At 58.6% G+C, this 25530-nt stretch carries 30 protein-coding genes, 1 tRNA gene and 2 pseudogenes; 15 read left to right on the top strand and 18 right to left on the bottom strand.

Features of this window, described 5'->3' with window-relative positions:
• Positions 1–89: 89 nt before the first annotated feature.
• From AB7F49_RS09100 to AB7F49_RS09090, 3 genes are all read right to left on the bottom strand, one after another.
• Positions 90–302, bottom strand: a complete 213-nt coding sequence (locus AB7F49_RS09100) for an O-methyltransferase (protein ID WP_428521515.1) — start codon at positions 300–302, stop codon at positions 90–92.
• Positions 238–570 (bottom strand): hypothetical protein, encoded by a 333-nt coding sequence (locus tag AB7F49_RS09095; protein ID WP_428521573.1) that lies wholly within the window; start codon positions 568–570, stop codon positions 238–240. The genes AB7F49_RS09100 and AB7F49_RS09095 overlap by 65 nt, the downstream gene beginning before the upstream one ends.
• Positions 571–736: 166 nt before the next feature.
• A complete protein-coding gene (locus AB7F49_RS09090) occupies positions 737–1312 on the bottom strand; it encodes a Crp/Fnr family transcriptional regulator (protein WP_428521514.1) in 576 nt (191 codons plus the stop codon).
• Here AB7F49_RS09090 and AB7F49_RS09085 point away from each other — a divergent pair.
• The 5 genes from AB7F49_RS09085 to AB7F49_RS09065 are packed head-to-tail and all read left to right on the top strand — an operon-like array spanning position 1298 to position 5406.
• Positions 1298–2131 (top strand): transporter substrate-binding domain-containing protein, encoded by an 834-nt coding sequence (locus tag AB7F49_RS09085; protein ID WP_428521513.1) that lies wholly within the window; start codon positions 1298–1300, stop codon positions 2129–2131. The genes AB7F49_RS09090 and AB7F49_RS09085 overlap by 15 nt on opposite strands.
• A gap of 45 nt (positions 2132–2176) precedes the next feature.
• Positions 2177–2833 (top strand): amino acid ABC transporter permease, encoded by a 657-nt coding sequence (locus AB7F49_RS09080; protein WP_428521512.1) that lies wholly within the window; start codon positions 2177–2179, stop codon positions 2831–2833.
• A 5-nt stretch (positions 2834–2838) separates the two neighbouring features.
• Complete coding sequence (locus AB7F49_RS09075) at positions 2839–3486, top strand: amino acid ABC transporter permease (protein WP_428521511.1); 648 nt, start codon at positions 2839–2841, stop codon at positions 3484–3486.
• A complete protein-coding gene (locus AB7F49_RS09070) occupies positions 3476–4285 on the top strand; it encodes an amino acid ABC transporter ATP-binding protein (protein WP_428521510.1) in 810 nt (269 codons plus the stop codon). Before AB7F49_RS09075 ends, AB7F49_RS09070 begins: the two co-directional genes overlap by 11 nt.
• Before the next feature lie 53 nt (positions 4286–4338).
• A complete protein-coding gene (locus tag AB7F49_RS09065) occupies positions 4339–5406 on the top strand; it encodes a DSD1 family PLP-dependent enzyme (RefSeq protein ID WP_428521509.1) in 1068 nt (355 codons plus the stop codon).
• A gap of 592 nt (positions 5407–5998) precedes the next feature.
• Here AB7F49_RS09065 and AB7F49_RS09060 read toward each other — a convergent pair.
• The 4 genes from AB7F49_RS09060 to AB7F49_RS09045 all read right to left on the bottom strand — a co-directional run bounded on the left by AB7F49_RS09060 (position 5999) and on the right by AB7F49_RS09045 (position 9298).
• Positions 5999–6559, bottom strand: a complete 561-nt coding sequence (locus AB7F49_RS09060) for a hypothetical protein (protein ID WP_428521508.1) — start codon at positions 6557–6559, stop codon at positions 5999–6001.
• Positions 6560–7429 carry a recombinase family protein gene (locus tag AB7F49_RS09055; protein WP_428521507.1) on the bottom strand — a complete coding sequence of 290 codons (870 nt, stop codon included), beginning with the start codon at positions 7427–7429 and terminating at the stop codon, positions 6560–6562.
• 4 nt (positions 7430–7433) lie between these two features.
• Positions 7434–7595 (bottom strand): hypothetical protein, encoded by a 162-nt coding sequence (locus AB7F49_RS09050; RefSeq protein WP_428521506.1) that lies wholly within the window; start codon positions 7593–7595, stop codon positions 7434–7436.
• Between the two features lie 284 nt (positions 7596–7879).
• On the bottom strand, positions 7880–9298 hold the full coding sequence (locus AB7F49_RS09045; RefSeq protein ID WP_428521505.1) for an MFS transporter: 1419 nt from the start codon (positions 9296–9298) through the stop codon (positions 7880–7882).
• A 90-nt stretch (positions 9299–9388) separates the two neighbouring features.
• Between AB7F49_RS09045 and AB7F49_RS09040 the strand changes: the two genes are divergently transcribed.
• The 3 genes from AB7F49_RS09040 (at position 9389) to AB7F49_RS09030 (ending at position 10885) form a co-directional block, all read left to right on the top strand.
• Positions 9389–10102, top strand: a complete 714-nt coding sequence (locus tag AB7F49_RS09040) for an ArsR/SmtB family transcription factor (protein ID WP_428521504.1) — start codon at positions 9389–9391, stop codon at positions 10100–10102.
• Between the two features lie 45 nt (positions 10103–10147).
• Positions 10148–10223 (top strand) — tRNA-Cys (locus AB7F49_RS09035).
• A 59-nt stretch (positions 10224–10282) separates the two neighbouring features.
• A complete protein-coding gene (locus tag AB7F49_RS09030; RefSeq protein ID WP_428521503.1) occupies positions 10283–10885 on the top strand; it encodes a class I SAM-dependent DNA methyltransferase in 603 nt (200 codons plus the stop codon).
• 270 nt (positions 10886–11155) lie between these two features.
• Here the strand turns inward: AB7F49_RS09030 and AB7F49_RS09025 are convergent, their stop codons facing one another.
• From AB7F49_RS09025 to AB7F49_RS09010, 4 genes are all read right to left on the bottom strand, one after another.
• On the bottom strand, positions 11156–11938 hold the full coding sequence (locus AB7F49_RS09025) for a Crp/Fnr family transcriptional regulator (RefSeq protein ID WP_428521502.1): 783 nt from the start codon (positions 11936–11938) through the stop codon (positions 11156–11158).
• 229 nt (positions 11939–12167) lie between these two features.
• Complete coding sequence (locus AB7F49_RS09020; protein ID WP_428521501.1) at positions 12168–13277, bottom strand: two-component system sensor histidine kinase NtrB; 1110 nt, start codon at positions 13275–13277, stop codon at positions 12168–12170.
• The gene (kaiC, locus tag AB7F49_RS09015) at positions 13274–14767 is read right to left on the bottom strand and encodes a circadian clock protein KaiC (protein ID WP_428521500.1); all 1494 of its coding nucleotides are present in this window, start codon (positions 14765–14767) and stop codon (positions 13274–13276) included. Before kaiC ends, AB7F49_RS09020 begins: the two co-directional genes overlap by 4 nt.
• Entirely contained in the window at positions 14764–15075 is a 312-nt protein-coding gene (locus tag AB7F49_RS09010) for a circadian clock KaiB family protein (protein ID WP_428521499.1), read from the bottom strand. The genes kaiC and AB7F49_RS09010 overlap by 4 nt, the downstream gene beginning before the upstream one ends.
• Positions 15076–15330: 255 nt before the next feature.
• Here AB7F49_RS09010 and AB7F49_RS09005 point away from each other — a divergent pair, with 255 nt between their 5' ends.
• The 6 genes and pseudogenes from AB7F49_RS09005 to AB7F49_RS08980 all read left to right on the top strand — a co-directional run bounded on the left by AB7F49_RS09005 (position 15331) and on the right by AB7F49_RS08980 (position 19350).
• Positions 15331–16113 carry a Crp/Fnr family transcriptional regulator gene (locus tag AB7F49_RS09005; RefSeq protein WP_428521498.1) on the top strand — a complete coding sequence of 261 codons (783 nt, stop codon included), beginning with the start codon at positions 15331–15333 and terminating at the stop codon, positions 16111–16113.
• A 265-nt stretch (positions 16114–16378) separates the two neighbouring features.
• A pseudogene (locus tag AB7F49_RS09000) lies at positions 16379–16642 on the top strand (hypothetical protein); the annotation flags it as partial.
• 85 nt (positions 16643–16727) lie between these two features.
• Positions 16728–17090: a hypothetical protein gene (locus AB7F49_RS08995; protein ID WP_428521571.1), complete on the top strand. Its 363-nt coding sequence runs from the start codon at positions 16728–16730 to the stop codon at positions 17088–17090.
• 105 nt (positions 17091–17195) lie between these two features.
• Complete coding sequence (locus AB7F49_RS08990) at positions 17196–17939, top strand: hypothetical protein (RefSeq protein WP_428521497.1); 744 nt, start codon at positions 17196–17198, stop codon at positions 17937–17939.
• A 297-nt stretch (positions 17940–18236) separates the two neighbouring features.
• A pseudogene (locus tag AB7F49_RS08985) lies at positions 18237–18985 on the top strand (IS5 family transposase).
• Entirely contained in the window at positions 18982–19350 is a 369-nt protein-coding gene (locus tag AB7F49_RS08980; protein WP_428521496.1) for a translation initiation factor 2, read from the top strand. Before AB7F49_RS08985 ends, AB7F49_RS08980 begins: the two are co-directional and overlap by 4 nt.
• Positions 19351–19429: 79 nt before the next feature.
• On the opposite strand, the gene AB7F49_RS08975 is transcribed toward AB7F49_RS08980, so the two are convergent.
• Both AB7F49_RS08975 and AB7F49_RS08970 read right to left on the bottom strand, forming a co-directional pair.
• Entirely contained in the window at positions 19430–20398 is a 969-nt protein-coding gene (locus tag AB7F49_RS08975) for a hypothetical protein (RefSeq protein WP_428521495.1), read from the bottom strand.
• A gap of 241 nt (positions 20399–20639) precedes the next feature.
• Complete coding sequence (locus AB7F49_RS08970) at positions 20640–21065, bottom strand: hypothetical protein (protein ID WP_428521494.1); 426 nt, start codon at positions 21063–21065, stop codon at positions 20640–20642.
• A gap of 487 nt (positions 21066–21552) precedes the next feature.
• Here AB7F49_RS08970 and AB7F49_RS08965 point away from each other — a divergent pair, with 487 nt between their 5' ends.
• A complete protein-coding gene (locus AB7F49_RS08965; protein ID WP_428521493.1) occupies positions 21553–22344 on the top strand; it encodes an SH3 domain-containing protein in 792 nt (263 codons plus the stop codon).
• Here AB7F49_RS08965 and AB7F49_RS08960 read toward each other — a convergent pair whose 3' ends face one another.
• The 5 genes from AB7F49_RS08960 to AB7F49_RS08940 all read right to left on the bottom strand — a co-directional run bounded on the left by AB7F49_RS08960 (position 22345) and on the right by AB7F49_RS08940 (position 25515).
• A complete protein-coding gene (locus AB7F49_RS08960) occupies positions 22345–22569 on the bottom strand; it encodes a hypothetical protein (protein WP_428521492.1) in 225 nt (74 codons plus the stop codon).
• A 681-nt stretch (positions 22570–23250) separates the two neighbouring features.
• Positions 23251–23673, bottom strand: a complete 423-nt coding sequence (locus tag AB7F49_RS08955) for a hypothetical protein (RefSeq protein ID WP_428521491.1) — start codon at positions 23671–23673, stop codon at positions 23251–23253.
• Positions 23670–24479, bottom strand: coding sequence for a DUF7146 domain-containing protein (locus tag AB7F49_RS08950; protein WP_428521490.1), 810 nt, complete (start codon positions 24477–24479; stop codon positions 23670–23672). The genes AB7F49_RS08955 and AB7F49_RS08950 overlap by 4 nt, the downstream gene beginning before the upstream one ends.
• 265 nt (positions 24480–24744) lie before the next feature.
• Positions 24745–25068, bottom strand: a complete 324-nt coding sequence (locus AB7F49_RS08945) for a hypothetical protein (RefSeq protein ID WP_428521489.1) — start codon at positions 25066–25068, stop codon at positions 24745–24747.
• A 39-nt stretch (positions 25069–25107) separates the two neighbouring features.
• Positions 25108–25515, bottom strand: coding sequence for a carboxymuconolactone decarboxylase family protein (locus tag AB7F49_RS08940; RefSeq protein ID WP_428521488.1), 408 nt, complete (start codon positions 25513–25515; stop codon positions 25108–25110).
• Positions 25516–25530 lie beyond the last annotated feature (15 nt).

Raw genomic sequence — 25530 nt, 5'->3', positions numbered from 1 at the left:
GAACAGCAAATTTTTGGAGAGGACGGCCCACAAGCCCAAGCACACTTAGGGAATTCGCGGTTATCGCTTTGCTTGAGCTTGCTATCGCTCTATTTCTTCCTGGCGACTTTCGCACTTTTGTGCACGTCGCCCTCACGAATCTCGATCAGATCGGCAAGGCCCGCTTCCTCGAAATTGCGCCGCGCGATATGCGCCTTCTTGGGCACGATCTCTGTCGTCACGACACGGCCGCCGCCATTAGCGCGCACCGCCGCAGCGAGCCAGAGTGTCGATAGACCGAAAGACGTACCGAACTCGACCACCGCGGGCGCGCAAAGCCCGCACCGTCAAATAGGCGAACGCGCCCTGGCCCTCGACAATAGCGATGTATTTGTCGGCATAGAATCCACCCATCTCGTTTTCAGAAAAAGGCACGAAACGCCGCCGAAAATAAGGTATCGCGTGCGGCAGGAAGTGACGGATGATCGAGAGGTGTTGGCGGTTCGCCACACCGTAGAGTCGTCGCAGCACCGTTACGACTCGGGTGTCCTCAAGGATCGCGAACGGATCATCATCAGGAAGCGTCGTCATTAGTCACGTCCTTGCAGCAAACCTATCATATGAGCGATATGGTCGATCTTAATGACGAGTGAGGGCCATTCGTGTTCTGGGATGGCACAGGGCTCCACCTGTTCACCAAACGGTTGGAGGACCGCTTCCTTCGGGCGAGAAGGTGCAGGTAGTGTCGGTGTAGACCTCAGGGACAATCGAACTGTGCGAATTTACGAAGCTTCTCTTCGTTGCAGGTGAGCCGTCGGGCCGAGCGCTTGATGGCGCCAGCGCGCTCAAGCGCCGTGAGCGCAGCATTCGCACGCTGGCGCGTGGTCCCGACGAGAAGCCCAAGTTCGTTCTGTGAAAGATCGAGACGCAGAGTGTGGACCTCCTCTCGCTTCGCGCTTTCCTTTTCGTAGAGCATTTCGCACAGCAAGCGGGCGACCCGTATCTCGACGGGCAAGAGGCCGACGGCTTCATAGTGTTTGCTGAGGTCGCGAAGCCGAGAGCAGAGCAACTGGATGATGCCGAAGGAAAAGCTCGCATTCCTTGTGAGCAGATCGCGAAACGTCAACTGCTTGATGACCTTCAAGTGCGCCCGTGTTATGGCGATGGCGTCGGTGCTGCGCGAAGTATCCTCCAGCAGCCACTGATCCAAACTCGTCACGACGCGCGAGTAATGCATCGATACTTGGAAAAATATCAACATTGGACATAATTTGCAGTCCTGCGCATAATCACCGGCGTTAGTCTTGGGGAGAATGAAATGAAAATCAAACATCTATGGTTGTATGTCGTTGCGGCGTTCCTTTGTCTCGTTACGGCGGCCTATGCACAGGAGTCGCGTCTCGATGCAGTAGTGAAGCGCGGGAAGCTTATTGTGGCGACTTACAGTACCGCGCCGCCTCTCGCATTTACAGACGAGAATGGAAAGCTTGTAGGCTTTGAGGTGGAGATTGCGCGCTTGATCGCAAAGGATCTTTTAGGCGACCCCAATAAGATTGAATTTATCATTATTCAATCTGAAGGTCGCTTTCCTTCAGTGCTGTCCGGCCGAGCGGATTTCGCCATCGCGGCGACAACTATTTATCCAGAGCGTGCTGCCAAAGTCGCCTTCACCCATCCCTATATGGATAGCGGTAGCGCAGTCCTCGTGCGACGGGACTCGGGCGTAAAGAGTTTGGCGGACTTGAATGATGAGAAGTTTACAATAACCGGGCAGAATAACCCCCAGAACGCCGAACGCGCAAAGAGGTTCGTTCCCAAAGCCAAAACGTTGTGGTTTGATAACCCCAGCGAGCTATTGCTTGCGGTCAAGAGCGGACGTGCAACCGCGATGCAAACCGACGTTCCTATCGCCGATTATTTTGCCCTTCAGAACAAGGACCTTGTCGTGCTGCCCGACATGGTTGAAAAACTTGGCGTTGCGAACAATGCGATCTTTATGAAGCCAGGCGACTTTACCTGGTGGCTTTTCCTTGACACGGTGGTTCGCGAATTGCGATATGGCTCACGCTATCACGAATATACTGACATGTACCAGAAATGGTTCGGAAAAAATCCGCCTCCTCAGCGATTTTATATTGGCCATGGAAAGTAGCAGCTTAAGGGCAGTGGCTCGTTCTCATGCCGTATGCGACTGCACATGCCTTTTAGCTTGCTAACTCTCGAACGTTTCCTACCGAGCCTGCTCAAGGGTGTTGTCGTCACCCTTGAGCTTTCAGTGCTCGCGGTGCTTCTTGCTGTCGTATGGGGCATGGTAATAGCTCTCGCATCGATGTCGGGAAGAGTGGCGCTAAAATGGCCCGCCGGCGCATTTATCCAACTTATGCGAAACACGCCGCTGTTAGTGCAGTTATATATCGTGTATTTTGGCTTTGGGATGGCTGGTTTTGGATTGTCAAGCTTTTCCTCCGGCCTTATCGCATTGGCTGCGCAGAATTCAGCCTACGTTGCCGAAATCTTTCGCGGCGGACTGCAATCTATAAGCAAGAGGCAGATTGAGGCCGGCCGAGCACTCGGAATGAGCCGACGAGATATTTTTGAGCTCATCGAGTTACCTCAGACCGTTATGAGAGTGATGCCTCCTCTTTGCAGCCAGTTTATCCAGATTATCAAAGACACGTCGATTGTATCGGCCATTGCTGTGGGCGAATTGATGTACGAAGGCAAGCTTCTGAGTGAGCGCACAGCTTCAACTTATGAGATATTCTTTATGGTGGGGATAATATATTTAATCCTTACGTCATTTGTAATGTTCGCGACCGGCGTATTTGAGCGCCGATACGCCATTAGTCACTGAATCCGATGCCAGAGATTCTCCTTAAAAACTTCTGGATGCTGCTCCGGGGCGCCGAGTGGACGCTCATCCTTTCCTGTGCGACGGTTGTCCTCGCGACTGTGATGGGCGTGATTCTGGCGATCCTGCGCATTTTCGCGGGGCCAGTCTTTCGTGCATTGGTGGGCGTCTATGTTTATCTTATGAGGGGCGTCCCGTTACTCCTTCTTCTTTTCTATATGTATTACGGTCTTCCTTACTCAGGCATCGACATTCCGCCGTTGCCTGGCGGGATCCTAGTTATGTCGATCTACTTCGCAGCGTTCATGTGTGAAGTTTTTCGCGCGGCTATAGAATCGATTCCGCGCGCGCAGTGGGAGGCTGGCCAGAGTCTTGGCATGCGCTTGCCTCTACTATTGACCGTAGTTGTTTTGCCGCAGGCTATTCGACTCTCCATGCCACCGTTTATCAACACTTGTGTCCTGCTGATAAAGAGCACCTCTCTAGTGTCAATCATCGGATTGTGGGAGCTGACAATGGCCGGACGCCAGATCGTAGAGCGCACGTTTGCTCCATTTCAGATTCTCATTGGGGTGGCGATGATCTATTTCATAATCTGCTACTCGCTTTCGCTCTTAGGACGGTTTGCTGAAAAACGGATGAGCTATGTCCACTAATGCCGCTCGCTCAAGCTCATCGATGGTGGAGTTCCGTGGAGTCAGTAAATGGTTCGGGACAAACAAGATTCTGAGCGACGTCTCGCTGACTGTATCGACAAACGAAGTTGTCGTTCTCATCGGGCCGAGTGGATCTGGTAAAACAACGCTCCTAAGATGCATCAACTTTCTTGAGGATTATCAAGAAGGAGACGTTATCGTAGCCGGTTCGGTTGTCGGATACGCAAGGCGCCCTGATGGATCGCGCGTAAATCGTAGTGCGCAAGAAATCTCATCCAGCCGCGCTGAGATAGGCTTTGTGTTTCAGAGCTTTAACTTATTTCCGCACATGAGCGTGTTGCGCAACGTTACGGTCGCTCCAATTCGGGTGAAAGGAATGAAGCCGAAAGAGGCGGAGGAGGACGCTCGCCGGCTGCTTGCTCGGGTCGGGCTCGAAGATAAAGCAGATGCATATCCGGTCAATTTGTCAGGAGGTCAGCAACAACGAGTGGCTATTGCGCGTGCGCTCGCCATGAAGCCGAAGTTGATGCTTTTTGACGAGGTAACCTCGGCGCTCGATCCTGAGCTTGTCGATGAGGTTCTGGCCGTCATGCAGCAATTGGCGCGAGATGGAATGACTATGATCGTGGTGACGCACGAGATGCAGTTTGCATATGATGTTGCGCATCGCGTGATTTTCATGGATCGGGGAATAATTGTGGAGCAAGGTCCGCCAGCGACCGTTTTCGCAAGTCCGGAAAGCGAGCGTCTTCGCACCTTTCTTCGTCGTCATAACCAGAACTGGACAAAAAATTCCTGATGGGGAGCGGGAGATCAATGAGTATACAAGGTGCTTTGGTCGGAATGTCGAAGATGGCACTCGATACGCCGGCACTGATGGTCGATCTGGATGTTATGCAAGCTAATATCGAGCGCATCGCGAATGCATGCAAAGCCGCCGGCATCGCGTGGCGTCCTCACATGAAGGGTATCAAGATCCCTGCGATCGCGCATAAGGCGATTAAAGCCGGCGCGCTGGGAGTGACATGCGCGAAGTTGGGAGAGGCGGAGGTGATGGCCGCGTCCGGCATCGGCGATATCCTCGTCGCCAATCAGATCGTGGGGGCGCCGAAGATCGCGCGTCTGACGGGCCTGCAACGCCATGCGCACGTTAAGGTCCTGGTCGATAACCGGGAGAATGTTTCCGATCTCGCGGCCGCGGCGCGGGAGGCTAATGTGCGCTTGCCCGTTGCGATCGAGGTCGACATCGGTCTCTCAAGATCGGGTGTCGCTCCCGGAGAGCAGGCCGTTGAGCTTGCGAAGCATATCGCAACTGAGCGGGCCCTGGAATTTGTCGGAATCGTCGCTTGGGAAGGCCATGCGACAAGCATCGAGAATCCGCAAAAGAAGATAGCGGAAGTGGAAAAATCTGTCGCCTTGCTGACGGATACGGCTGCCCTTTTGCGCCGATCTGGATTCGCCACGCCGATTGTAAGCTGCGGCGGCACCGGGACGTATCTTATAACCGCCAAGCTGCCGGGAGTGACCGAAGTTCAGGCGGGCGGAGGAATTCTGAGCGACGTTCGCTACCGCACGAAGTTTCACGTCGACCATCCCTACGCCCTTACGATTCTGAGCACCGTCATCAGCCGCCCTAACGACCGGCGTATCATTTGCGATGCCGGAAAGAAGACCATGAGCCACGACGCGGCCGTGCCGATACCGATTGGGTTGAAAGATGTCGCCTCGATCAGCTTTTCTGCCGAACATTCGCGCATTAATCTCGATGCTTCGAACGCCGACATCAAGGTCGGGGACAAGATCGAATTTGTCGTAGGCTACGGTGACACGACAGTACTGCTACACGATGATCTTATCGGCATGCGTGACGATAGGGTTGAGATAGTGTGGCCGATCCTCGGGCGCGGCAAATTACGATAATTTTCCTCTTTCTTTGGCCGCGCTGTTAGATCGGTGAAATCGCGCAGCCGCGCCGTCGCACAATGAGCGTGGCCATAAGTACTCATTGTTTCGCCTCGGCGATCTTCTAGGTCGACATCTCACGAATGCGGAACCAATCAGGGAGGCTGCGAGCCGCGATCGCCGTGCTGGAGGACGGGCCGCTGCACGACACGCATTTTGGAATATGATGTCATGCAGCGGATCGCTTTGGCAATGTTCGTAAATCGAAACAAACCAGTCTCCATCCGAGCGGACAAAGTCTCTGAACGAACTTGTCCAGGCCATTAGGAAATAAGAATGTGCCGGTCAGAGACCGGCACCGCATTCTGCCGATAATGCGTCGGCAGGTGGTTTCTGTAGAATTCTGAACAGACAAGACTCCCCGACAATACGGGCACTTTTCACGTTAGTTCGGAAAATCTCTATGTCCGCAGACTGCATGGTGGGCCTGAAAGGACTCGAAACTCACGGCCAGAATTCCCGGGTACCGTCAACGGACCGGCTTGGCTTCGAGCGCTGCCGACTCCACAACTAAGTACGCTTTCTTGTGCACTTGGAGATGCCGGGGGGCTCACGCGAATAGCAGCGTTTGAGATGACCATTGGTTGCCGACGTGTTTGGCGAGCCCCGTCACCGTGAGATTCTGATCTACTTGTCCAGCCGCGATCGCACTCACCATCGTCGGCGAAACAAACGCCAGCGGCGCCAGCAGCCTGATGTGACGCACGACCCTGCCCTCCGCTTTGGCGATCTCATGCAGCGAGGCGACGCGCCCCTCGGCGAGGTCGTCGACCCAGTGGCGGGCTTTGGCAATTGCGAGGAGGAGCGCGTCGCGAGTCTCGGGCTTCATTCCTGTGATCTGCGAAGGCGCATGCGCTACGCCTTTAATGGCGCCCGCCGCTGGCGGCGACCACACCACCTTCAAAACTGAGCCAATGCCATCTTCATTTTCGGCGCCATTGCGATCTGCTGCTTTTCCGCGACGTTCGTTTTTGTCGCTCGGCGGACGCTGCCCGGCTGACTTGACGGCAACGTCGAGAGCGCCCTGCTTGACAATGATAGTCTCCAGATAGCATTCCGCCAGTTCTACGTCCCCAAGCTCTGGCGGTCCTTTTGCTCGCGCGCGAACCACTCACGCAGCGCATCGATGACGGCGGCCTCGATCTCCGGTGCGGGAACACGTGAGATGCTGCCCGCCTGGTGCGGGCGCTTCTGTAGGATCGCCATCGAGACATAGTATCTGTACCGCGCCGTTCTTGTTGGTATGGCTCTGCGTCATGCGGTTGCCGCGGTCGTCGAAGAGCCGTCCACCGAGTATGGCGCACGTGCCTTTGAGCCGGTTCATCCGCTCGACGGCATTGGCGTTGAGGATGCGCTGCGCAGCTTCGAAGAGAGCGCGATCGATGATGGGCTCATGATCGCCGCGCGCGACATGGCCGCGATAGACGATGTCGCCGACATAGAAGGGGTTGCGCAGGAGGTTGGCGACACCGGCCATGGAGATCGGCATGGCAATGCCGCGAGTCGATGTCTTGGATTTTCCCGAGAGGGAGCGGATGCCTTGCTTGTCGAGCTCCTTGGCGAGAAGACCGAGGGATCCAAGCGCGACATAGCGGGTGAAGATCATGCGCACCCGCTCGGCCATCTCGGGGACGACGACGAGCTTCTTGCTGATGCTCTTGTAGCCGAGCGGGACCGGGCCGCCGACCCAGAGACCCTTGCGTTTGGAGGCCGCGATCTTGTCGCGGACCCGTTCCCCGATCACCTCGCGCTCGAATTGAGCAAAGCTCAGCAAAACATTCAGAGTCAGTCGCCCCATGCTGCTGGTCGTATTGAACGACTGCGTCACCGAGACGAACGAGACACCGTGGTGGTCGAACAATTCGACGAGCTTGGCGAAGTCGGCGAGGGAACGGGTGAGCCGGTCGACCTTATAAACGATGTCGACGACGGAAAACCGGCCAGCAGCAGTATGTAGAATAAATTCGGCAGCGGGGTTCATCCTATCACTCCGCATTCCTCGTCGAAAGAGAATGCCAAATCCCTGCCGCGATAGCTCCGGCCGCGATGCAAATGGCGATCCCGATCGGCGTGTTGCCGCCGACGTAACCGAACGCGGCGCCGACTATGACGCCTAACAGGATTCCCCAGATCAATTTGCTCGCCATGATGGATCTCCCCGTCCGCAATGCGATGCTGCTGCTTCTCGCACCAGATCGACTGGTCGCCGCTTAGAAGAAACCCGTCTCCGTTTCCCACATCGCGGCGATCATTTTACGGTTACGGGCAAAGAATGCTTCGAGGGTCATAGGGCAAATGGGAACCTTGGGGCTGGGTTCCCCAATAAAGTCACCCCGATGCTGCCTTTTTGAACGACTGTCTTCCGGGCCTCGACGAGCAGCACTGGACGAGCTTTCGGACGGCCTGCGTGATTTTTGCGACAGGATCGGCCCTACGTCGCTTGTGCTGGCCGCATCGTGCGCCACGCGATAGCCGCGCATGCGATCTGGATCGCTCCGCCCGACAGCATCGCCACCCGCAAGCCCGTTGCGTCGCCGTGTGCCATCGCGAACACGGCTCCGAGCAGGGCGACGCCGACCGTCGCGCCCACCATGCGCGCGATGTTGACCAGAGCACTGGCTGTCCCGGACCGTGTTGCGGCTACTGCGCCAACGGCGGCCCCCATCAGCGGACCGGTCGCGATGCCCATCCCGAGGCCGGTCAGAACCAATCCGATTTCAGAAGTGATGATCGTGGTGTGATCTGCGCCGAGGCCGATCAATACGAGCCCGAGGCCGATGATCGCGACGCCGCCGGCCGCCACGGTGCGTGCGCCATATCGGCTGGTGAGTGCGCCGGAAAACGGGGAAACGACGACGAACACCAACGCCATCGGTATCAGGGCGATGCCAGCGCCCAGGGCACTGAATCGGCGGGCGCTCAGCCATGATAGCGGCAGCAGAAAAAGCACGCCGTACATGCCGAACGTCATGCCTGCCGTGGCCGTTACCGCTCCACGGAAAATACGGGAGCGGAATACGTCGAGGGGCACCAATGCGGCCGCCCCCTTGCTTACTTCCACCCGGATAAACACGACGAGCGCCAGAACGGCAGTGAGGAAGGCAGCGATCGCCAGTTCCGGCGCCTCGTGAGACTGGATGGCGGCGAAGGCCAGGCCGCCGAGCGCGACGGCACCGAGAAGCTGGGCCGCGCCGTCGAAATGCCGCCCTTCGGGATCGGAGGATTCCGGAATGGACGGGACCGCCAGAACGAACGCGGCCACGCCGACCGGCACCACAACGAGGAAGATGCTCCGCCATCCGAAATGACCGATCAGCAGTCCGCCGAGCGTCGGCCCGATGGCCATGGCCAGTCCGTTGCAGGCCGCCCACAGGCCGAGCGCGCGGCCACGCTCGCCGGGATCGCGCCAAACCACACGGATGATCGCCAGCGAGGCCGGGACAAGAAAGGCCGCGCCAAGTCCGGCGAGCGCCCTTCCGACACTCAGGACGGAAGCGGACGGCGCTGCCGCGCACAAAAGCGACGCGGCCGTGAAGATGCCGGCACCGGCCATGAAGATGCGTCGCCGGCCGTAAAGATCGGTAAGCAGGCCGCCCGTCAGCAGCAGAACCGCATAGACAAGGTTGTAGCTGTCCACGATCCATTGCAACGCGCCGATTCCGACTTTGAGGTCTGCTCCGATCGGGCGCGCTGCGAGATTGACCACGACGGTGTCGATCTGGGCGACGAGGACGGCAAGGCAAAGCGTCGTCAGCGTGAGCCAATGACGTTTGACGGCTGCGCTTGTGGCGGCTGAAAGCGAAGCCGCAGCACTATCGGTAGGAGTTTCAGTTTGCATACCAGCGAGCATATCGACGCTCGCAATCGGATGTTTCGATGCGTGTCGAAACATGGGGTGCTATAGATAATCTGGCATCGCCGCGATCGTCCGGAGGCCGCCATGCCAAACCCCAATATTGCCGCCACGGCGTTTCTCATCGCGGACCAGAGCCGCGCGGCCATGCTCATAACCTTGCTGGACGGGCGGGCCTTGCCCGCAGGTGAACTCGCTCGCGCGTCGGGTGTGACGGCGCAAACCGCCAGCTCCCACCTTGCCAAGCTGCTGGAAGGCGGCTTGATCTCCGTCGAGACGGAGGGACGACATCGCTATTACCGTCTTGCCGATAGCCATGTCGCCCAAACGCTTGAGCATCTGGCCGCGATCCGGCCCGAGGCCACGGCGCGGCCGAAAGTTCTTTCTCCCGCACATCGGCAATTGTGTTTCTGCCGCCGTTGCTACAATCATCTGGCCGGACAGGTGGGCGTGGAAGTAGCGCGCGCCTTGCAGGATCACGACTACATTCGGCCAGCATCGGACAAGCAGTTCGTCGTGACCAAAGCCGGAGCCGAATGGTTCGCCAGCATCAGCGTGAACGTCGCTTCCATCAAGCCGACCCGTCGCGGCCTCGCGCGACAATGCCTCGACTGGACGGAGCGTGTCCATCATCTCGCCGGGCCTCTTGGCGTTCACCTCATGGCCACGCTGTGCGCTAATGGCTGGCTTCAGCGCTCGAAGTCGTCGCGTGCTGTCACCGTCACGCCCAAAGGATCGAGCGAGTTGAAGAAACAGCTCGGCGTTGACATAGCGGAATTGAAACTGTCGCGCTTGTCCTGATTTTTGAAGACGATTGACGCTTCCGGAGCTAACGTCGGGCGTAACGGCCTCGTGACGGACTGGCTACGCGGAGGACTGCAAATCCTCATATCCTCGGTTCAAGTCCGGGGCGAGGCCTCCACGATGTTGCAGGCTTCGGGAGTTTTGCGACACCGGAAACAGGAAATCGACAATAAGACCATGATCGACGTGGCCGCCCGCATCATAGACCTTTATCGTCGCCATGCTGGTGCATGGACAACCGCGCGCGGCACGGTGCTGTTGGAGCGCGCATGGATCGAGCGGTTTGCCGACATGCTGCGGCGAGGGGCGGCGGTGCTCGACATTGGATGCGGATCGGGCGAGCCGATCGCCCGTTACCTTGCCGGCAGAGGCCATCCGGTTACCGGCGTGGACGGTTCGCCCGAGATGATCGCCCGATTCTGGGCCAATCTGCCCGGCGAGACATCGGAAGTGGCGGATATGCGCTCGCTGAAACTGGATCGGAAATATGGCGGGCTGATCGCTTGGGACAGCTTCTTTCACCTTGCGCCTCACGATCAGCGTATGATGTTCCCCATCTTCCGTGACCATGCCGAACCGGAAGCACCATTGCTGTTCACCAGCGGTCCCGCCTTTGGCGAAGCTATCGGCACGCTGGAAGGCGAACCCCTCTATCATGCCAGCCTTGACCCCGACGAATACCGCCTGCTGCTCGACCGGAATGGCTTTGATGTTGTGGCCCATGTTGCGGAAGACGCCGACTGCGGCGGACATACGGTCTGGCTGGCGCGTCAGCGGTAGCCGTGAGGGTGTCGCGCAATTCCTGAAACCTGCACCCCATCAGCAACGGCCCGGAATCCAGACCGCAATGTGTCGTAAAAGTCAGTCGCGAAACCTCGACTTTCGCACGCGACTTCTGCGACAGATCTTTCCCCACAAAATCGTTGCGACTTTGACCGCACCTTGACGCTGTTTATCAGCGATATTTGGCACCCTCCAAATCTGCCGTTGCGAGGGTTCGACTAGGGCAACTTGCCGGCTTGAGCCATTGACAGGCTAGAATCCGCCTCATCATGCAAGTCTATCTCTAGGATAGATGCCGTGCAGGACGACGTCATAGTGGTTTTCAATATGCTCCGTGCAGCGGCACGCTTTTGCCTGGAGTGCGTGCTGATGGATCACGGTGATCGCGCCGCGACTTGTTGTGATGATGCCTTCGTCCCGAAGCTGGCGGATGACCCGCGCCACGAAAGTCCGTCCAACGCCTAAGGTTTCAGCAAGTTGTTCCTGCGTGATGTCGACCACGGGCTGCCTCGTCCGCGCCATCGCTGCGAGCAACCATTTGGCGGCCCGCTGCATGATGGTGTGCGTCGCGTTGCATGCAGAGGTCTGGAATACTTGCGCAATGAGACAATCCGAATAGCGCGCAAACCAGTGACGCAATGTAAGCGAGTCAAGCTTTGCTTGTTCCAATGCGGCTGTTTTCAACCGGAAGAACGGCCCTCCGACGCGCACGACCGCGTTCGCATAGGCCGGCAAACTTCCGTTTGAGACGATGCCGCCGATTGCACCTTCGCGACCGATCAGTGCGACTTCAACGGCTCCCGTGCCGTCCTCGGAACCGAGTTGGAAGCTTGCCAGCGAGGAGCCGCACGGAAACCAGGTGTCAACGACGTCTTCTCCGGCCGATTGAAGAACATCTTTTCGATTGAGCTCGAACACCATCATGTGAGCTGCCAGCCTCTGCCGGTCATCCTCGTTCAGTTTCGCGAGAAGCTCGTTTTCGAGCATCTCGACGGGAGTAGGAGAAATCATGAATAAGGTGCCCGAGCCCGATGTGAATCTTGTGTCCAATAGTGCACATTTCGGCTTTCGTCTGTTCACTTGTGCACGAAACGATGGGAGCTCTGCTACAGGGTCATCGTTATAGTGGTTCGACGTCCCCGCTCTACGCAATGAATCGGGAAGGAGCCGGCGCGGGCGCTCTCAGAAAAGCTCCCTTGGAGCAGTCATCCGCTTTCACTCGTCACCGATGCCATCAGCACATCCACGGAATTGACGAAGGATGTGGTCCCGCTCAGTATCAAAGCCGGTGCACGCTCGGCAGCAAAAGATGCAGGCTGGTGCCCTTGCCAAGTTCGCTGTCGATGAGCACCTGCCCTCCTGATTGGTGGACAAAGCCATAGACCTGGCTCAGGCCCAGTCCGGTTCCTTGTCCTTCGCCCTTTGTCGTGAAGAACGGTTCGAACACCTGGGCCAGGGTCTCCTTGCTCATGCCGCAGCCGGTGTCACGGATCGTAACGCGAACCAAGGATGTCCCCGTTTCGGAGGAGCCGTTGAAATCGCCCGAGATGTTGCTCGTCTCAATGGTCAGCGTGCCCCTACCGTCCATGGCATCGCGGGCGTTCACGGCGAGATTGAGGAGGGCGACGTCGAACTGGTTAGCGTCGATTGCGACCGCATCGAGATGCGGCGCCAAAATGGTCCGGATCTCGACTCCCCGTCCCAGAGTGCCTTCGAACAGGTGGATGAGAGATTCGATCCGGGCGTTCACGTCAATGACTTCAGGGGAGAGCGTTTGCCGTCGGGAGAAGGCGAGCAATTGCTGAGTCAGCGCGCCGCCATTGCCGGCCCGCGCCCGCATTTCCTTGATGAGCATACCGACCTTGGCATCGGCGGGATCAACGGCGATCTGTTTTTCAAGGAGATTCAGGCCGGATTCGAACACCGCGAGCAGATTGTTGAAATCGTGCACGATCCCGGCGGCCAACCTGCCGATGGCTTCCATCTTCTGTGACTGGCGTTGACGTTCCTCCGACGCACGTTGAGCCGAGACATCGCGTAGGCTCGCGAGAAGTGCTGCATCGCCATTCCACCCGATCTCGACGACGCGCATTTCGACGTCCGCCGAAGGTTTGCCGGGCCTCCGGACACGGATTTCCGCAATGTCTCCGGCAACGACCGGCCGGCCGAGCGGGACATGGAAAAGATTTTCGACTGGTTGTCCGAAAATTTCGCCCGCCGCCGGATTCGCGTAAAGCACGGTGCCGGCGAGATCGACGATCAGAATGCCGTCGGCAATATTCTCGACGAGACGTTGGAAGGAGAGCTGGCTAAATCCCGCGAGCGGCTCATCCTCGCCCGTATCGAAGACTTCTGCCGCCATGCGCGTCTTCTCTTGCGCCATGCTCATGCGGTGGGACCCGCTATTGTCGTGTCGCCAAATACATCGGGGGCTCCGCCGAACGGTTCGCCCAGATGCATGCCCTTTGCATCGATCGTAAAGCGGCGGATCTGCTTGTCATGCTCGCTGCCGCGCATCTTCAGCACCATCAGCCCGCGGTTCATCATGTCGCCTTCCTGGATGTAGCGCAGCAGGATGATCGAGTCGGTCAGCGTGGAGATGTGCTGTTCGCTGGCGCTTTGGCCGCCGATCAGGGACTTGTTGGTCGCCGTGCAAAGCCCCGCGATCTCGCGCTGCTTGATGAAGGACGTCAAGCTGATCAGGAATTCACGGAACCCGGTCTCGGGGGCGATCCGCTCCAATGCCGAAAGGCTGTCGACGGCAAGCCGATCCGGCTTGAACTCCTCCACCAGTTTCCGGATCGTCAGCAAATGGTCCGGGAGGCTCTGCGCTTCGGGATACAAGGAAATCACCCTGAGCTTCCCTTCCGCTTCCATCGCTTCGAAATCCACGCCCCAGCCGCGGGCGTTGCGGAACAGTTGGCCTCGGCTTTCTTCATAGCCGACGAGCAGCGCCCGCTCGCCGGCGGCCACTCCTCCAGCGAGGAAGTTCGTCACCAGCAGGGTCTTGCCGGTGCCGGTGGCGCCGCTCACCAATGTGACGCTGTCGCGGAACAAGCCGCCGCTCGTCATGCCGTCGAGCTCGGCGTTGCCGCTGGTTACGCGCTTGGTGCTCGATTGCTGTTCAAGCCGGAGCGACGACAGGGGAACCGCGACGAGCCCGTGATTTTCGACCAGCGTGACCGGCACCTCGCCCTCGACATGCCGGCTGCCGCGCATCTTCAACACCTCGATCGTGCGGCGGCGGCGCTCCTTGTCGAGCGCGTTGCGCAGGATGACGACATTGTCGGCGACAAATTCCTCGATGCGATGCCGGGAAATCTCACCATATTCGCTGTTGCGTTCCGCCGTCATCAGGACGGTCAGACCCTCCTTCTTCAGCGCGGCGGCGATGCGCAAAAGCTCACGGCGCACTGTCGTCGGGTCGGCGATGAAATGATCGAAAAGCTGCGTCAGCGAATCCAGGACGAGACGTTTGGCCTTGGCCGCGCGCACGGCATGAAGAATGCGCGCGAGGAGACCTGCGAGATCGAAGTCGCCGACGACGATCTCGTCGCGATCCTGCGGGCTCGCATCGACGAAAATGAGCTGTTTCTGTTCGCGCCAACGCCGGAGATCCCAACCGAAGCTGGCCATGTTGACTTCAATCTCGTGCGGCGATTCCTCGAACGTGACGAACACGCCCGGCTCGTGAAGACTGGCGATGCCGTGCGCCAAAAACTGTGTCGCGAACACCGTCTTGCCGCTGCCCGGCGTTCCGCCCACGATGGTGGTTCGTCCGCGAGGAAGCCCGCCCATCACCAGATCATCGAAAGCCTCGACGCCCGTCTTTACGCGTTCAAGCACGGGATCGACGGCATCATCCTCTTTTATGGTCATGCGGGTGCATCCTTGTTGCCGTAGCCGAAATATTCGAGAACCTGGGTCGTGTTGCTGATGTCGCCGATCAGACGGCGCGGCGGCGTCACGGTCTCGTCGGAGAGTGTCGGGGTCGCGAGAATCCCAGCGATCTCCGCCTCGGCCGGCCGCTCCAAAATGTCGATAATTTCTATCTCGATCGGCTCCGACGCCGCATCGATGATGCGCTTGCGCTCTTCAAGCGCGCGGCGCGCGGCGGGGGCGTCGCCCGCCAGGTAAAGCCGGAGGATTGGACGAACCGCTTCATCGGCCACATCATTTGTATTCATGTGTCACGCCCATTTTCCAGGACAGAATTGGGTATTGGCGTGCTTGGGCGCCCCGCCGGATTCCGCTTCGGCTTTGTTTCTCCCTCGAGGCGGCCAGTATCTCGCTGGGAATCGATGGTGCCATCGCTCACGTTCGATGAGGCCTGATCAGCGCCTTGTGTTGCCTTGTAGACAGAAATGCGGGATCGGTCTGCCCACTAGTGAACGTTTCTCCAGCTTGTGCGTTACGAAAAAATCCGAGACGAGAGGTAGGCAATGGATGTCCGAAGCGCCGAGGGAGACCTGATCGGAAACAATTTATTGCGCGCCTTGCGGACCGAAGACTGGGCAATCATCCAACCGATGCTGGAGGAATGGTCCGCGCCGACAGGAACGCTGCTCCACGATCCCGGCGATACGGTCAAGCACGCCTATTTCCCCTGCGGGCCAAGCCTGATTTCCTATCTGGTGGTGCTCGGCGACGGGCGTGCGATCGAGACGGCCCTCATCGGCCGGGAAGGTGCGATCGGCGGCATCGTCAGCCAGGGACGCCTTCCCGCCTATGCCCGCGCCGAGGTACAGTTAGGCGGGTCATTCTGGCGCATTGATCTGCACGATCTCGAAGAAGCGAAGGCGCGCTCGATCACACTGCGATTCCTGTTCGCACGCTATGCCGACTGCCTGATGGCCCAGGTCTTCCAGTCCGTCGCCTGCAACGCCGCCCACTCGATCGAACAACGAACGGCGAAATGGCTGCTGGCTGCCATGGATAGGACCGGCGCGACCGACGTAGCGCTGACGCAAGAACAATTGGCGTCGATGTTGGGGGTCGGGCGCAGCTATCTCAGCCGGGTCATTCAGGATTTGAAGACGAAAGGGGTCATCGAAACACGGCGCGGGCGCATAGGCATCGCTAATATCGATGGACTTCGGGCGCTCGCCTGCGAATGCAATCCCTGTGTCAGCCGCCACTTTGACGATGTTCTGAAAGGCGTCTATCCGTCCGAGGAAAGTGGATTGGCTTTCAAGGAACGAGGGCCTCATCCGGCTTCAGGGTGATTGGCATCGAGCAGCGAGAATATTTCCTGCTTACTCATAGGAAACGTCAATTTCCATGGGAGCCCATCGCGAAATTCGTACGGACCATTTCACAAGCCTCCTTGTGGTTTCGGAGCGGAGTTTTTGGACGGTCTGCGGGATTTTTGCGACGGTTGGAAGATGCAGATAGCTACGGAGAGACTTGCAAAGAAGTTCGGCCGTCAAGCTTTCGGAGACAACCCCGCAAGCTATCACCGTGCGCGGCCTGAATATCCTGACTGGGTGTATGATACCCTCATTTCCCGGTGCGGTTTGCGCCGCAATGCTGCGGTTTTCGAAATCGGCGCTGGCACCGGGACGGCGACACATCGGCTGCTTGAACTCGGCGCTGACCCGCTGGTGGCGATGGAGCCGGGACCAGCGCCTTGCGGATTTCCTGCGCACGAACAATCCCGACAAGGCGTTGAAAGTGGTGATGGCGTCCTTTGAGGAGGCGGTGCTGGAAGCGGCGGCCTTCGACCTCGGCGTCAGCGCCACCGCCTTCCATTGGCTCGACGAAGAATCCGCCCTCGTGAAGATCGCAAGTCTGCTTCGCCCCGGAGGCTGGTGGGCTGCCATATGGAACGTATTCGGCGATGACAGCCTGCCTGATCCGTTTTCACGAAGCGGCCAAGGAATTGCTGGCGGCTCCGGAAAGCCCCTCGGCAGGGGAAAGAGGCATTCCCTTCGCCCTGGACTCAGAGGCCCGCTTGGCGGCGCTGAAACGCAGCGGCGCGTTCGATCTCGTGGAACACGATTCGCGTCGCTGGCCGCCGGTTCTCGATGCAGAGCAGACGGTGGCGCTATACGCCACTTACTCCAACGTGAACGCTCATCCCGACCGCGCGGCCGTGCTGGCCAAGCTTGGCCGCATCGCGCGCGACGACTTTGAAAATCGCGTTGTCCGAAACATGACGACAAGTCTCTATATCGGTCGCCGACGGGCAGACGAAAGATAAAGGCTGCCGCGAGAGTCTAAATGCCGCGATGTTGCGGGTTCGGGAGTTTGCAACATTGGATGAGAGATTACTAACCGCACGCGTGACCAGCTTCTTGAAATTGCCGTGCGGTTCTTCTCTGCTGACCCGGCTGTCAAAGGATTGTTTCTTGGCGGATCACTGGCGGCCGGTAACGCCGACGCCTGGTCGGACATTGATTTACGGATTGTCGTGACGACCGATCGTCATGGCTACTATGTCGATCGACGCCGGGAGAATCCGAAGCAATGGCCGGGCTTTCTGTTCAATGAATGGGTGCCGGGCGCACAGCATTGCGTTTCCCATTTTCGGCCGTTCGGAAAGATCGACATTTTCTACTACGATGCCGCTGTACTTGCTCCATCTCCTTGGTATCGCCTGCCGATCAGGGTTTTGCACGATCCCGAGGGAATCGTCGCGGATATCATAGAGCGTTCGTGGGGCTTGACGTTCACCATGTCCGACGACGATCTGGATTTTTCGATCAGCAAGGGCTTGGCGGCCGCACATGAAACTTACCGACGCGCGCGGCGTGGGGAGCTGTTCTATGCCCTGTCGCTGCTGGACGAACTGCGCCAGCACATCATGCAGGCCGACGACTGGCTCCATGATCGGACGCCGGAAACGGCCGTCGCGGCGAAGTTCGACATTCGGGGAGCTCTGCAATTCTCGCGGCGCTCAAGGTGTCCTATAGCCCATGCGAGGCCGACGCCATCATGTCGGCGCTGCGTTTGCTGGCAGAAACCTATCGCACGCAGATCTTGGAGCTGCATGGCAAGTTCTGCCTTGCGCGTCCGCTCGCCTCGGACCTTGAGGCTATCGACATCCTGAAGGAGGGATTCTCGTGTCGTCCATAACTTCGGGAATTGCGGAACAGTATGGCGACAGCCGGAAGCTTGCCGCCCGCGGTGATTTCGTCATAGAGGTTCGCCCGGTCAGCGTCGGCGCGTGGGCGATCATGTCGGGACATCGCGGTTCTCCGCGACTGGCGCCGGAAGCCTCTCCTCCGGCTATCTACCCGTCACGGCAAACCCGATCCGCACTCTCACTCTAGGTCACGAACCCATAAAGAGGATTCCGTTTGGGCGGTCGGCATGGTTCAAATCTCCGAATCACGGGGAGGATTGAATGGCGCGTTTTGATCTGACGGATTTGAATGGTCTGTGATCCAGCCGCTTTTACCGGACAAGTCGCGCGGCGTTGCACGGGTGGATGACCGGCGGGTGCTGAACGGGATCTTTTGGCGGCTGCGCACCGGCGCGCCGTGGGCGGACATTCCAGCGCGCTACGGCCCGCACACCCTGCGTGAACCGCTTCAACCGGTGGCGCAAGGCAGGCGTTTGGGATCGCATTCTATCGGCGGTTTCAAAGGCTTACGATGGTGACATCCAGATGATCGATTCCTCCTCGATCCGCGTGCATCAGCATGCGGCCAACGGTCAAGAAAACGGACGCGATCCCGTTGCATGGGTCGCTCGCGCGGCGGGCTGACCACCAAGATCCACGCGCTGGTGGATGCCTACGGCCTGCCGATCGTCCTCAAGATCACCGAAGGCCAGGCGCATGACGGGCGCAGCGCGCAGGACATGGTCGACACCGTCGAGCGCGGCGACGTGCTGCTGGCGGATCGGGCCTACGACTCCAACGCCCTGCGTCAAACGCTGGCCGCGCGCGGCGCGAGGGCCAATGTGAAGCCGATGCCGAACCGGATCGTGGTTCCGCGCTTCGACAGACGGCTCTATCGCAAGCGTAATCTGGTCGAGCGGTTCTTCAACAAAATCAAGCACTATCGTGCCGTCGCCACCCGCTACGACAAACGTGACGACAATTTCCTCGCCAGCATCAAACTCGCATCAATCCGCATCTGTGTGTATTGACGCTGGCGCTGCTATGCGCCGGTTGCGCGACGATCACACAGGGTGGTGACGAACAACTGCAACTGACGACCGTTCCACCCGGCGCCGAGGCGCAGGTTGCCGGCGGGGACGTGCCGTTAACATGCATCACGCCATGCGGTGTCCGAGTGAAGAAATCGGACACCATCACTGTGGTGTTCAAGAAGTCCGGTTATCAGAACTTTCCCGTACATCTGACGCGGGGGTTCACTGGGGCAGGTGTTGCTGCCGGTACGGCCGGCAACATCATCGCCGGCGGCATAGTCGGAATGGTCGTCGACGACTATACCGGCGCGGCTTATGCGCACCAGCCAAATCCGGTCTTTGCCGAACTGGTGCCGATGTAACGATCGACGCGCAGATGGATCGCCGGTATCCACTATCGATCGTCCACTGGAGCCCATCGGGCACGGCTCGCGTCGCCGGTTAGAACCGATAGCCAACCGCAGCGTTGGCCGAGAACGAAATGAAAGATGGCAGTGTGATCTGCGTTGAAGTGTTTATGGTCCCGCCGGTTGCATACGCGAAGGTTGGCCCGAAGCTCTTCACTTCTCCCTCGAGGCGGGCAAATAATTGCCCGTAGTTCCGTTCGACTCCGATCCCCGCCACGAGGTAGGTGGCGATGCCGGACCATGCCGAGTGTCTTTTCACTGAATCGTCGCGGATTTCACCACATCCGATGATTATTTCGGGAGACCCCGGCTGTCTTGCTGGATTTATGCAGACGTACGGTCCATCCGTCCAATCATATGCAAGCACCATATCCTGAAGTCCGGCACCGATCTTTCCATAGAATAGCCAGTCATCGTCAATGAGGCCGAAGCGCATTGAAATGTCGCCACCAACCCCGGCAGAAAACTTTCGATCCGATATGCGCTTGTAGCCAACAACCGGCTCGGCCGTGCCTGGACTGACAACGATGGGAAATGGCGAAATAACATCGGACGCCTCAATCTGCGTCACGTTGCGGCCGAAGGAGTTAGCTCCGCGCGCCTCGATACCGATCAAGAACTTTCCATCGACGTGATTGTAGCCTAGGCCTGCACCGAACGTGGTTAGGTTCAAATGCCCGTATTCGATGCTGTTCAGCGAAGGAGCGTAGCCGCCGTATCCGAAGACATAGGCCCCGCTGAAATTTGACGAATGAAGGTCAGGTCTTTCGACTGAAGCAAAGCCCTCGGCTGAAGGAGGAGGCAACAAACGGGATGGTGCATTCGCGCGTTTCTGACCAGACGCGCTAAGCCGCTCGATTCTAGCTGCGGCATCATAACAGGCGAGCCGCTCCTTCGGGGCCGTCAGCTTTGAGCAGAACACCAGATCTTCCGAGATGGCCGCGCCGGCAGGCAATGACATCAAGAAAACCGTCGCAACGGCGGCGCAGAACAGCATACGCATTTCTCAATCCCCCATTCCCATGGACGATCGAAGCGCAACCGGAGCGCGAGTGCAAGTTCAACTGGCATCGGCCAGTCGGCTCGATCTTGGGCAAGCCGAGCCAGCACATCCAGATCAACACCGCAGCTCAGTTGTTCAGTTTCTCGCTGAATGAGCGCAGCGCTCGTTCTCTCAGGGCAGCGATTCAGTCCTATCCATGACGATAAGTCCGGCGCCGAACCGTGCTTAGACGCAAGGGTGGTTACGGAATTTTAAAGCAAGAGCGCCCGTTTTCCAGGCTCGCCTCGCTTGCGCGACACGTTGACGCGCAATAATTTGCGTTGAAGTAATTTCCACATTCGGCTCTGCACTCATTGAAGCCTTGGCGAACACTGCCAACTTCACCGTAGCATCGCCATTTGCGCGCTTCCGCCAGTTGTCGTGCAGTCCGTTCGGCTTCAATCCGCGCGGCTTCCCGTCTCACCTGTTCGCGATATCGTGCGGCCTCTTCTGCCTCCGCCTTCTTCTTCTCGTAAAGGGATCTCCCAGCTTGAACATTGTTCTGATGATTGGCCTTTAGTGCCGATGTTTGTTGTGCGTTCTTCTCTTCGCTGCCCTTGGCGCGATCGGATGCGTGCTTCAACGCCATATCTAGATCGACTTTCGGAGCAGCCTTCTTTTGTGTCAATGGCGGAGAAGCGCTGTTCCCGTGTGTGCGGGCGCTGGTTCGGTTATTAACCTGTCGTGCTTTCGAACTCGACGCGCTGGCAGCGCCGGCGTAACCGCAACGCTTAACTGCATTATTGTGCTCCCTGACTTTTGCTATGGCCTTGTCGCGCTGCCTGTCGCAATGTTCCCAAGCCTGCTGTTTTGGACCCCAAGAACAAGGACCGTTCGCTGGACAAGGATACGGACCGCAACTCGCTGGCTCAGACCAAATGCTGGTGTCGGAAGGACAGGATTTTGTTTTAGGGGTTTGTGCTAGGCTCTCATCAATGGTCATGCCTAGACACAACACTCCTAGGAACGGAAGCGCGCACCACCGCATCGTTGTAAGCCCTCCCACGATGGGCTTTAAAAGTATGTTGGGGGGCGAAGTTATGTCAATCGTCCGCGACGCCATCCGCAAACCACGATAAGGTGGCCCACGAAGCGCACGATCTCAGAGAGCGATAATGATCCGGACCATCATTTGCACGGCGCTGGTTGGCGTGGCGACTGTGTCTTATGCGCGGACTGCGCTCGCAGAGGGGGATGACCTGGAAAAGGCAAGCAAGCTTCTCGAGCTGGCTCTTGCCTGCCCATCTCCGGTGGCGGATTCCAGTGGCAGTAAAACGAAGATGGTTCTGAAGTCGGTTGGCAATAAGAGCGAGCTGAGCATAGCGTTGAGCAAAACTGACGTTTGGATGGGCCCTATCGAGTTTGGCGCTCGCTCTCGTGAAATGAAGCAGGAGATCGTGGTAAGTGCCAGATTCTCGGACCTCAGTACCCCCGCCATCCGTAAAGGAGACGTCGAACTGAGATGCATCAAGGGCAAGGCGTGCATTTCCGAGTGGTGGCGCTCACAACGGACGTGTGAAACAGGACCCGACGAGCCCGAGCATTGCAGTGAGATTGAACCGTCAGCTACCGGCACAGATCGGACTGCGATTTTTGGAGCCTGCAAGGACCAGCTTGGAAACATCAAGCTCGCGATCACCCTGCTAATTGAGGGCGCAAAAAATTCCCCAGGGGAGGGAAGTGCTTATCGCGTGTCTACCTCTAAGAAGTTGATATCGATACCTATTCGTAAGGAACCCGACAGCAAATCGTTAATGGTGGGCGCGTTGCCGACGGGTGTAAGCGTTGCCTATGTTAGCGACTGCAAGGCGAAAGGGAACTCGAAACACAAATGGTGCAAGATAAATTGGGGAGGCACTGATGGCTACGTGTCGCTATCCCGCCTTGTGCCGCTGCAAGGACGATGATTACAGGTCCACCACGGATCTGACAACGCGGCCGATGACGCTGATATCCCGCTTTCGCTTGGGAAAGATCAGCTTGTTGAGTGGATTGGTGGAGTGCGGGGCTAGATACACTGGATCGCCACCAGGCCACATCTTGAAGGTCGTTTCGCCGGCGACCTCGAAAACGTAGAACTTGTTCGTCACAAGCCGCTTGTCCGCGCGATTGACCACAAAAGAAGTCACCACGCCCAAGGTCGGCGAAGGCAAGAAGTGGGACCGACTCAACGGGAATCTGGGAAGCTGGATTAGCCAGACGACCGGCAGCAACCCACTCAAGAAGAGGGACGCGGATGAAGTTCTCAGGAGCTGTAGAAGACGTGGCGCTCGAGCGGGGATCGCCCTTGCCGTTTACAAGCCAATCGAGGGACACTCCAAAGAACGACGCATAGCGCGAGGCAGCGCGCGCCAGGCCGCGACTGCCATTTTCGTGCCCGTAGTACGTCGACGGCGTCACGCCCATCGCTTCCGCCGCATCTTTCGGGTCGCTGTACTTTTGTGATCGCGCCCACGTTAGACGCTCATGCGGCAACCGAAGATTTTTCCAGTCCTTCGCCATCCATGCATTTTGCATTACGCAATTATGCGATAGGCGTTGACTTATCGTATGCGTTACGCATAATAATGTTCCATGGCCACCGGTCAGGACATCAGGACCGCGCGAGAGCGCGCTGGAGAGAGCCAAGCTGCCTTTGGCGAGCGGTTCGGCGTCGATCAAAGCACGATCCATCGCGGGAGTTGTATGGCCCGCCATCACGCGGCGCCGCCCGGAAGATGATCGAGCGGTTCATCGCTGAAAGCCGAGAGGCCGCCTGATGTCGCTCTACGCGCCACCGGCCGAGCTCCGGCTTTCCGCCTCCGCTTCAATCTTCAGGGTGACAGGAGCCTTGGACCGTAGCGAGTCATGCCAGAGGCAACGATCAGCCCCACCGAAGGCAGCAGGTGTCGAATGAGGCGGCCGTCGGCCGAGTGATTGTCAGGCACGATCATCCAAACTTCCGGCACGCATAGTTGGTACATGCCGACCTGATGCAGCAGGCGCGTCGTCTCGTCATACTCGCCCTTGACCTCAACAGCAGCGATGTGCGTCAGATCAACGGCGACGAGATCGGCGCGGACTTTGCCCTGCCCCATCACCATCTCATGACACATGCGCGCCGCCGGGAACCGCTGGCGCAACAAGTCTTCCATCGCGTTCCGCAGCGACAGTTCGGACTCGGCGGCATAGCCGCGGCGCTGAGCAGCTTGTTCGGCCGTCATAAACGATGGTTCGCTTCGCTTGATGAGCGTCACGCCGCGCCTCGCATTGCATTCAGAGCGTCGAGATAATCCGTCGCGGCCTTCGGAACCGGATTGATGGTGACCTTGATGCCATTGGCCTTGAGTCGATCGGTCAGGGCGCGCGCGGCCTTCATGCCGACGGGCTCGGCCGGCACGTAGCCGCCGCCCTTGCGCTTGATCGGGTGGTCGCCGTCAGGCCAGATGGTGACGACCTTCACCTCGTCCGGCAGTTCGATGCCGATCAAACCGGACGTCGAGAGACACGCCCACACCGGCCGGCGATATTCGGTGAGCGTCCAGATCGCGAGCGCGGTTTCGATTCCTTCGCAAAGGTTGACGCGCTCCGCGGCGCCGCCGAGCTTCACCGCGCCGCCGCGCGCCGGGGCCAGCCCAACCTTCGGCTTTTCGACCGGCGCTTTGTCTCGGCCGTCCGTCGAAAGGTAGACGCGCCAGATCGACTTGCCCCTGCCGTCAACACCTTCGACACGGCAGAGCAGCGCGGGGAACGTGAGTCGATCGTCAAGCTCGTAGGCCAGCCCATCGACGTGGCGCAGGCACTCGGGCCAGCCGCCGGCGGGGATGGGGATGCCGCGTGCGAGCAGGTAGGTTTCCGACGCTGTGCCGCCGATCGCAACGCCTACGCGCCACAGGCCGCCCGCGGTGCGAAGCCGACGCGCCTCGTGGGCCGCGGTCTCGGCCTCGCGTCGCTGCTGAGCGGCCTGCGCCTGCTCCCGCCTCTTGGCCCGCGCCGCCTGCTCCGCCTCACTCAGTGGCCTCGCCTCGCGGCGGGCGGCGGCTCTCCAGTCAATGTTTCGCAAGCCTGCAGGAAGCTGAGGCCGCCGAGATGCATCGCAAGCGAGATGGCGTCTCGCCCCTTCCCCCCTTTCCGGCATCCCTGATAATGTCTAATTGACACCGAATATTCCCTGATCTGTTCCGATTTTTCCCTGTTTCGTCGCGTAGGGAATTTCTCTGCAAGCCCGTCAAATGTCCTCTGAATTTGCCGTAAGTTTGCGTTGCTTGTCGTGGATTTACGAAATTTCCCTGTATTTTTCCCTGTTATCCGCGAAATTCAGACGGAGACTAGGTTGGATATTGCTGCGTCGTCAGCCAGCGACGCCGGTCTCTTCGGGTGGTTTCCGCATGACGAAAAAGTGGCGCAATATCCGCGCCTTCAGAGGCGCCGCGTAGTCTCTGCAAGCCGGTGCGCCCAAATGCTTGCCGCGACAGGGCGAATTCTCTTGAAGGTCTCAGGCCACGAATTTTTGATATCCGCATTTTGTCGGCCTGAGACTCGTTTCGATAATCGAAGAGACTGGGTTCGATATTTTTAATCGCAATACGGGTAGGGCCGTCCACTTGGTCCGAACCATTCTGTCGGGCGGCAGCTCTGCGTTGCAGGCTCATTGGACCCGCGGGGACAGCTGCAGAATTGGTTTTCTGGGTTCAGATGATCTTGGTCTTTACGAGCGTTGGATCGGCATCGACCTCAGCCAAGGCCGCTTTGGCAATGCGGAAGGATTCGATCGCGCGAGGGAATCCGAGATAGACCGCCGTGTGCAGAAACACTTCGCAGATTTCTTCTCGCGTCGCGCCGTTACGCAACGCGCCGAGGATATGCGCGCGCAGCTCGTTCGGCGGCGGCGCTGCGGAGAGCATGCCGAGTGTGACAAGGCTGCGCTCGCGCCGCGTCAGGTTCGGCCGTGACCACAGTTCTCCCCACGCGAACCCGCCGATAAACTCCTGCAGCGGTTGATCGAAGCCCGTTCCGTCACCGACGGCTTTGTCGACATGCTGGTCGCCAAGAATTTCTCGGCGGATCGAAAGTCCCTTTTGGCAGCTGTCCGCGTCCATCGCTCTCTCCGTTAT

This window comes from Pseudorhodoplanes sp., from assembly GCF_050250235.1.
Classification (GTDB): domain Bacteria; phylum Pseudomonadota; class Alphaproteobacteria; order Rhizobiales; family Xanthobacteraceae; genus Pseudorhodoplanes.
Note: the sequence above shows the minus strand (reverse complement) of the source record. Positions and strands in the feature narration are given on the sequence as shown.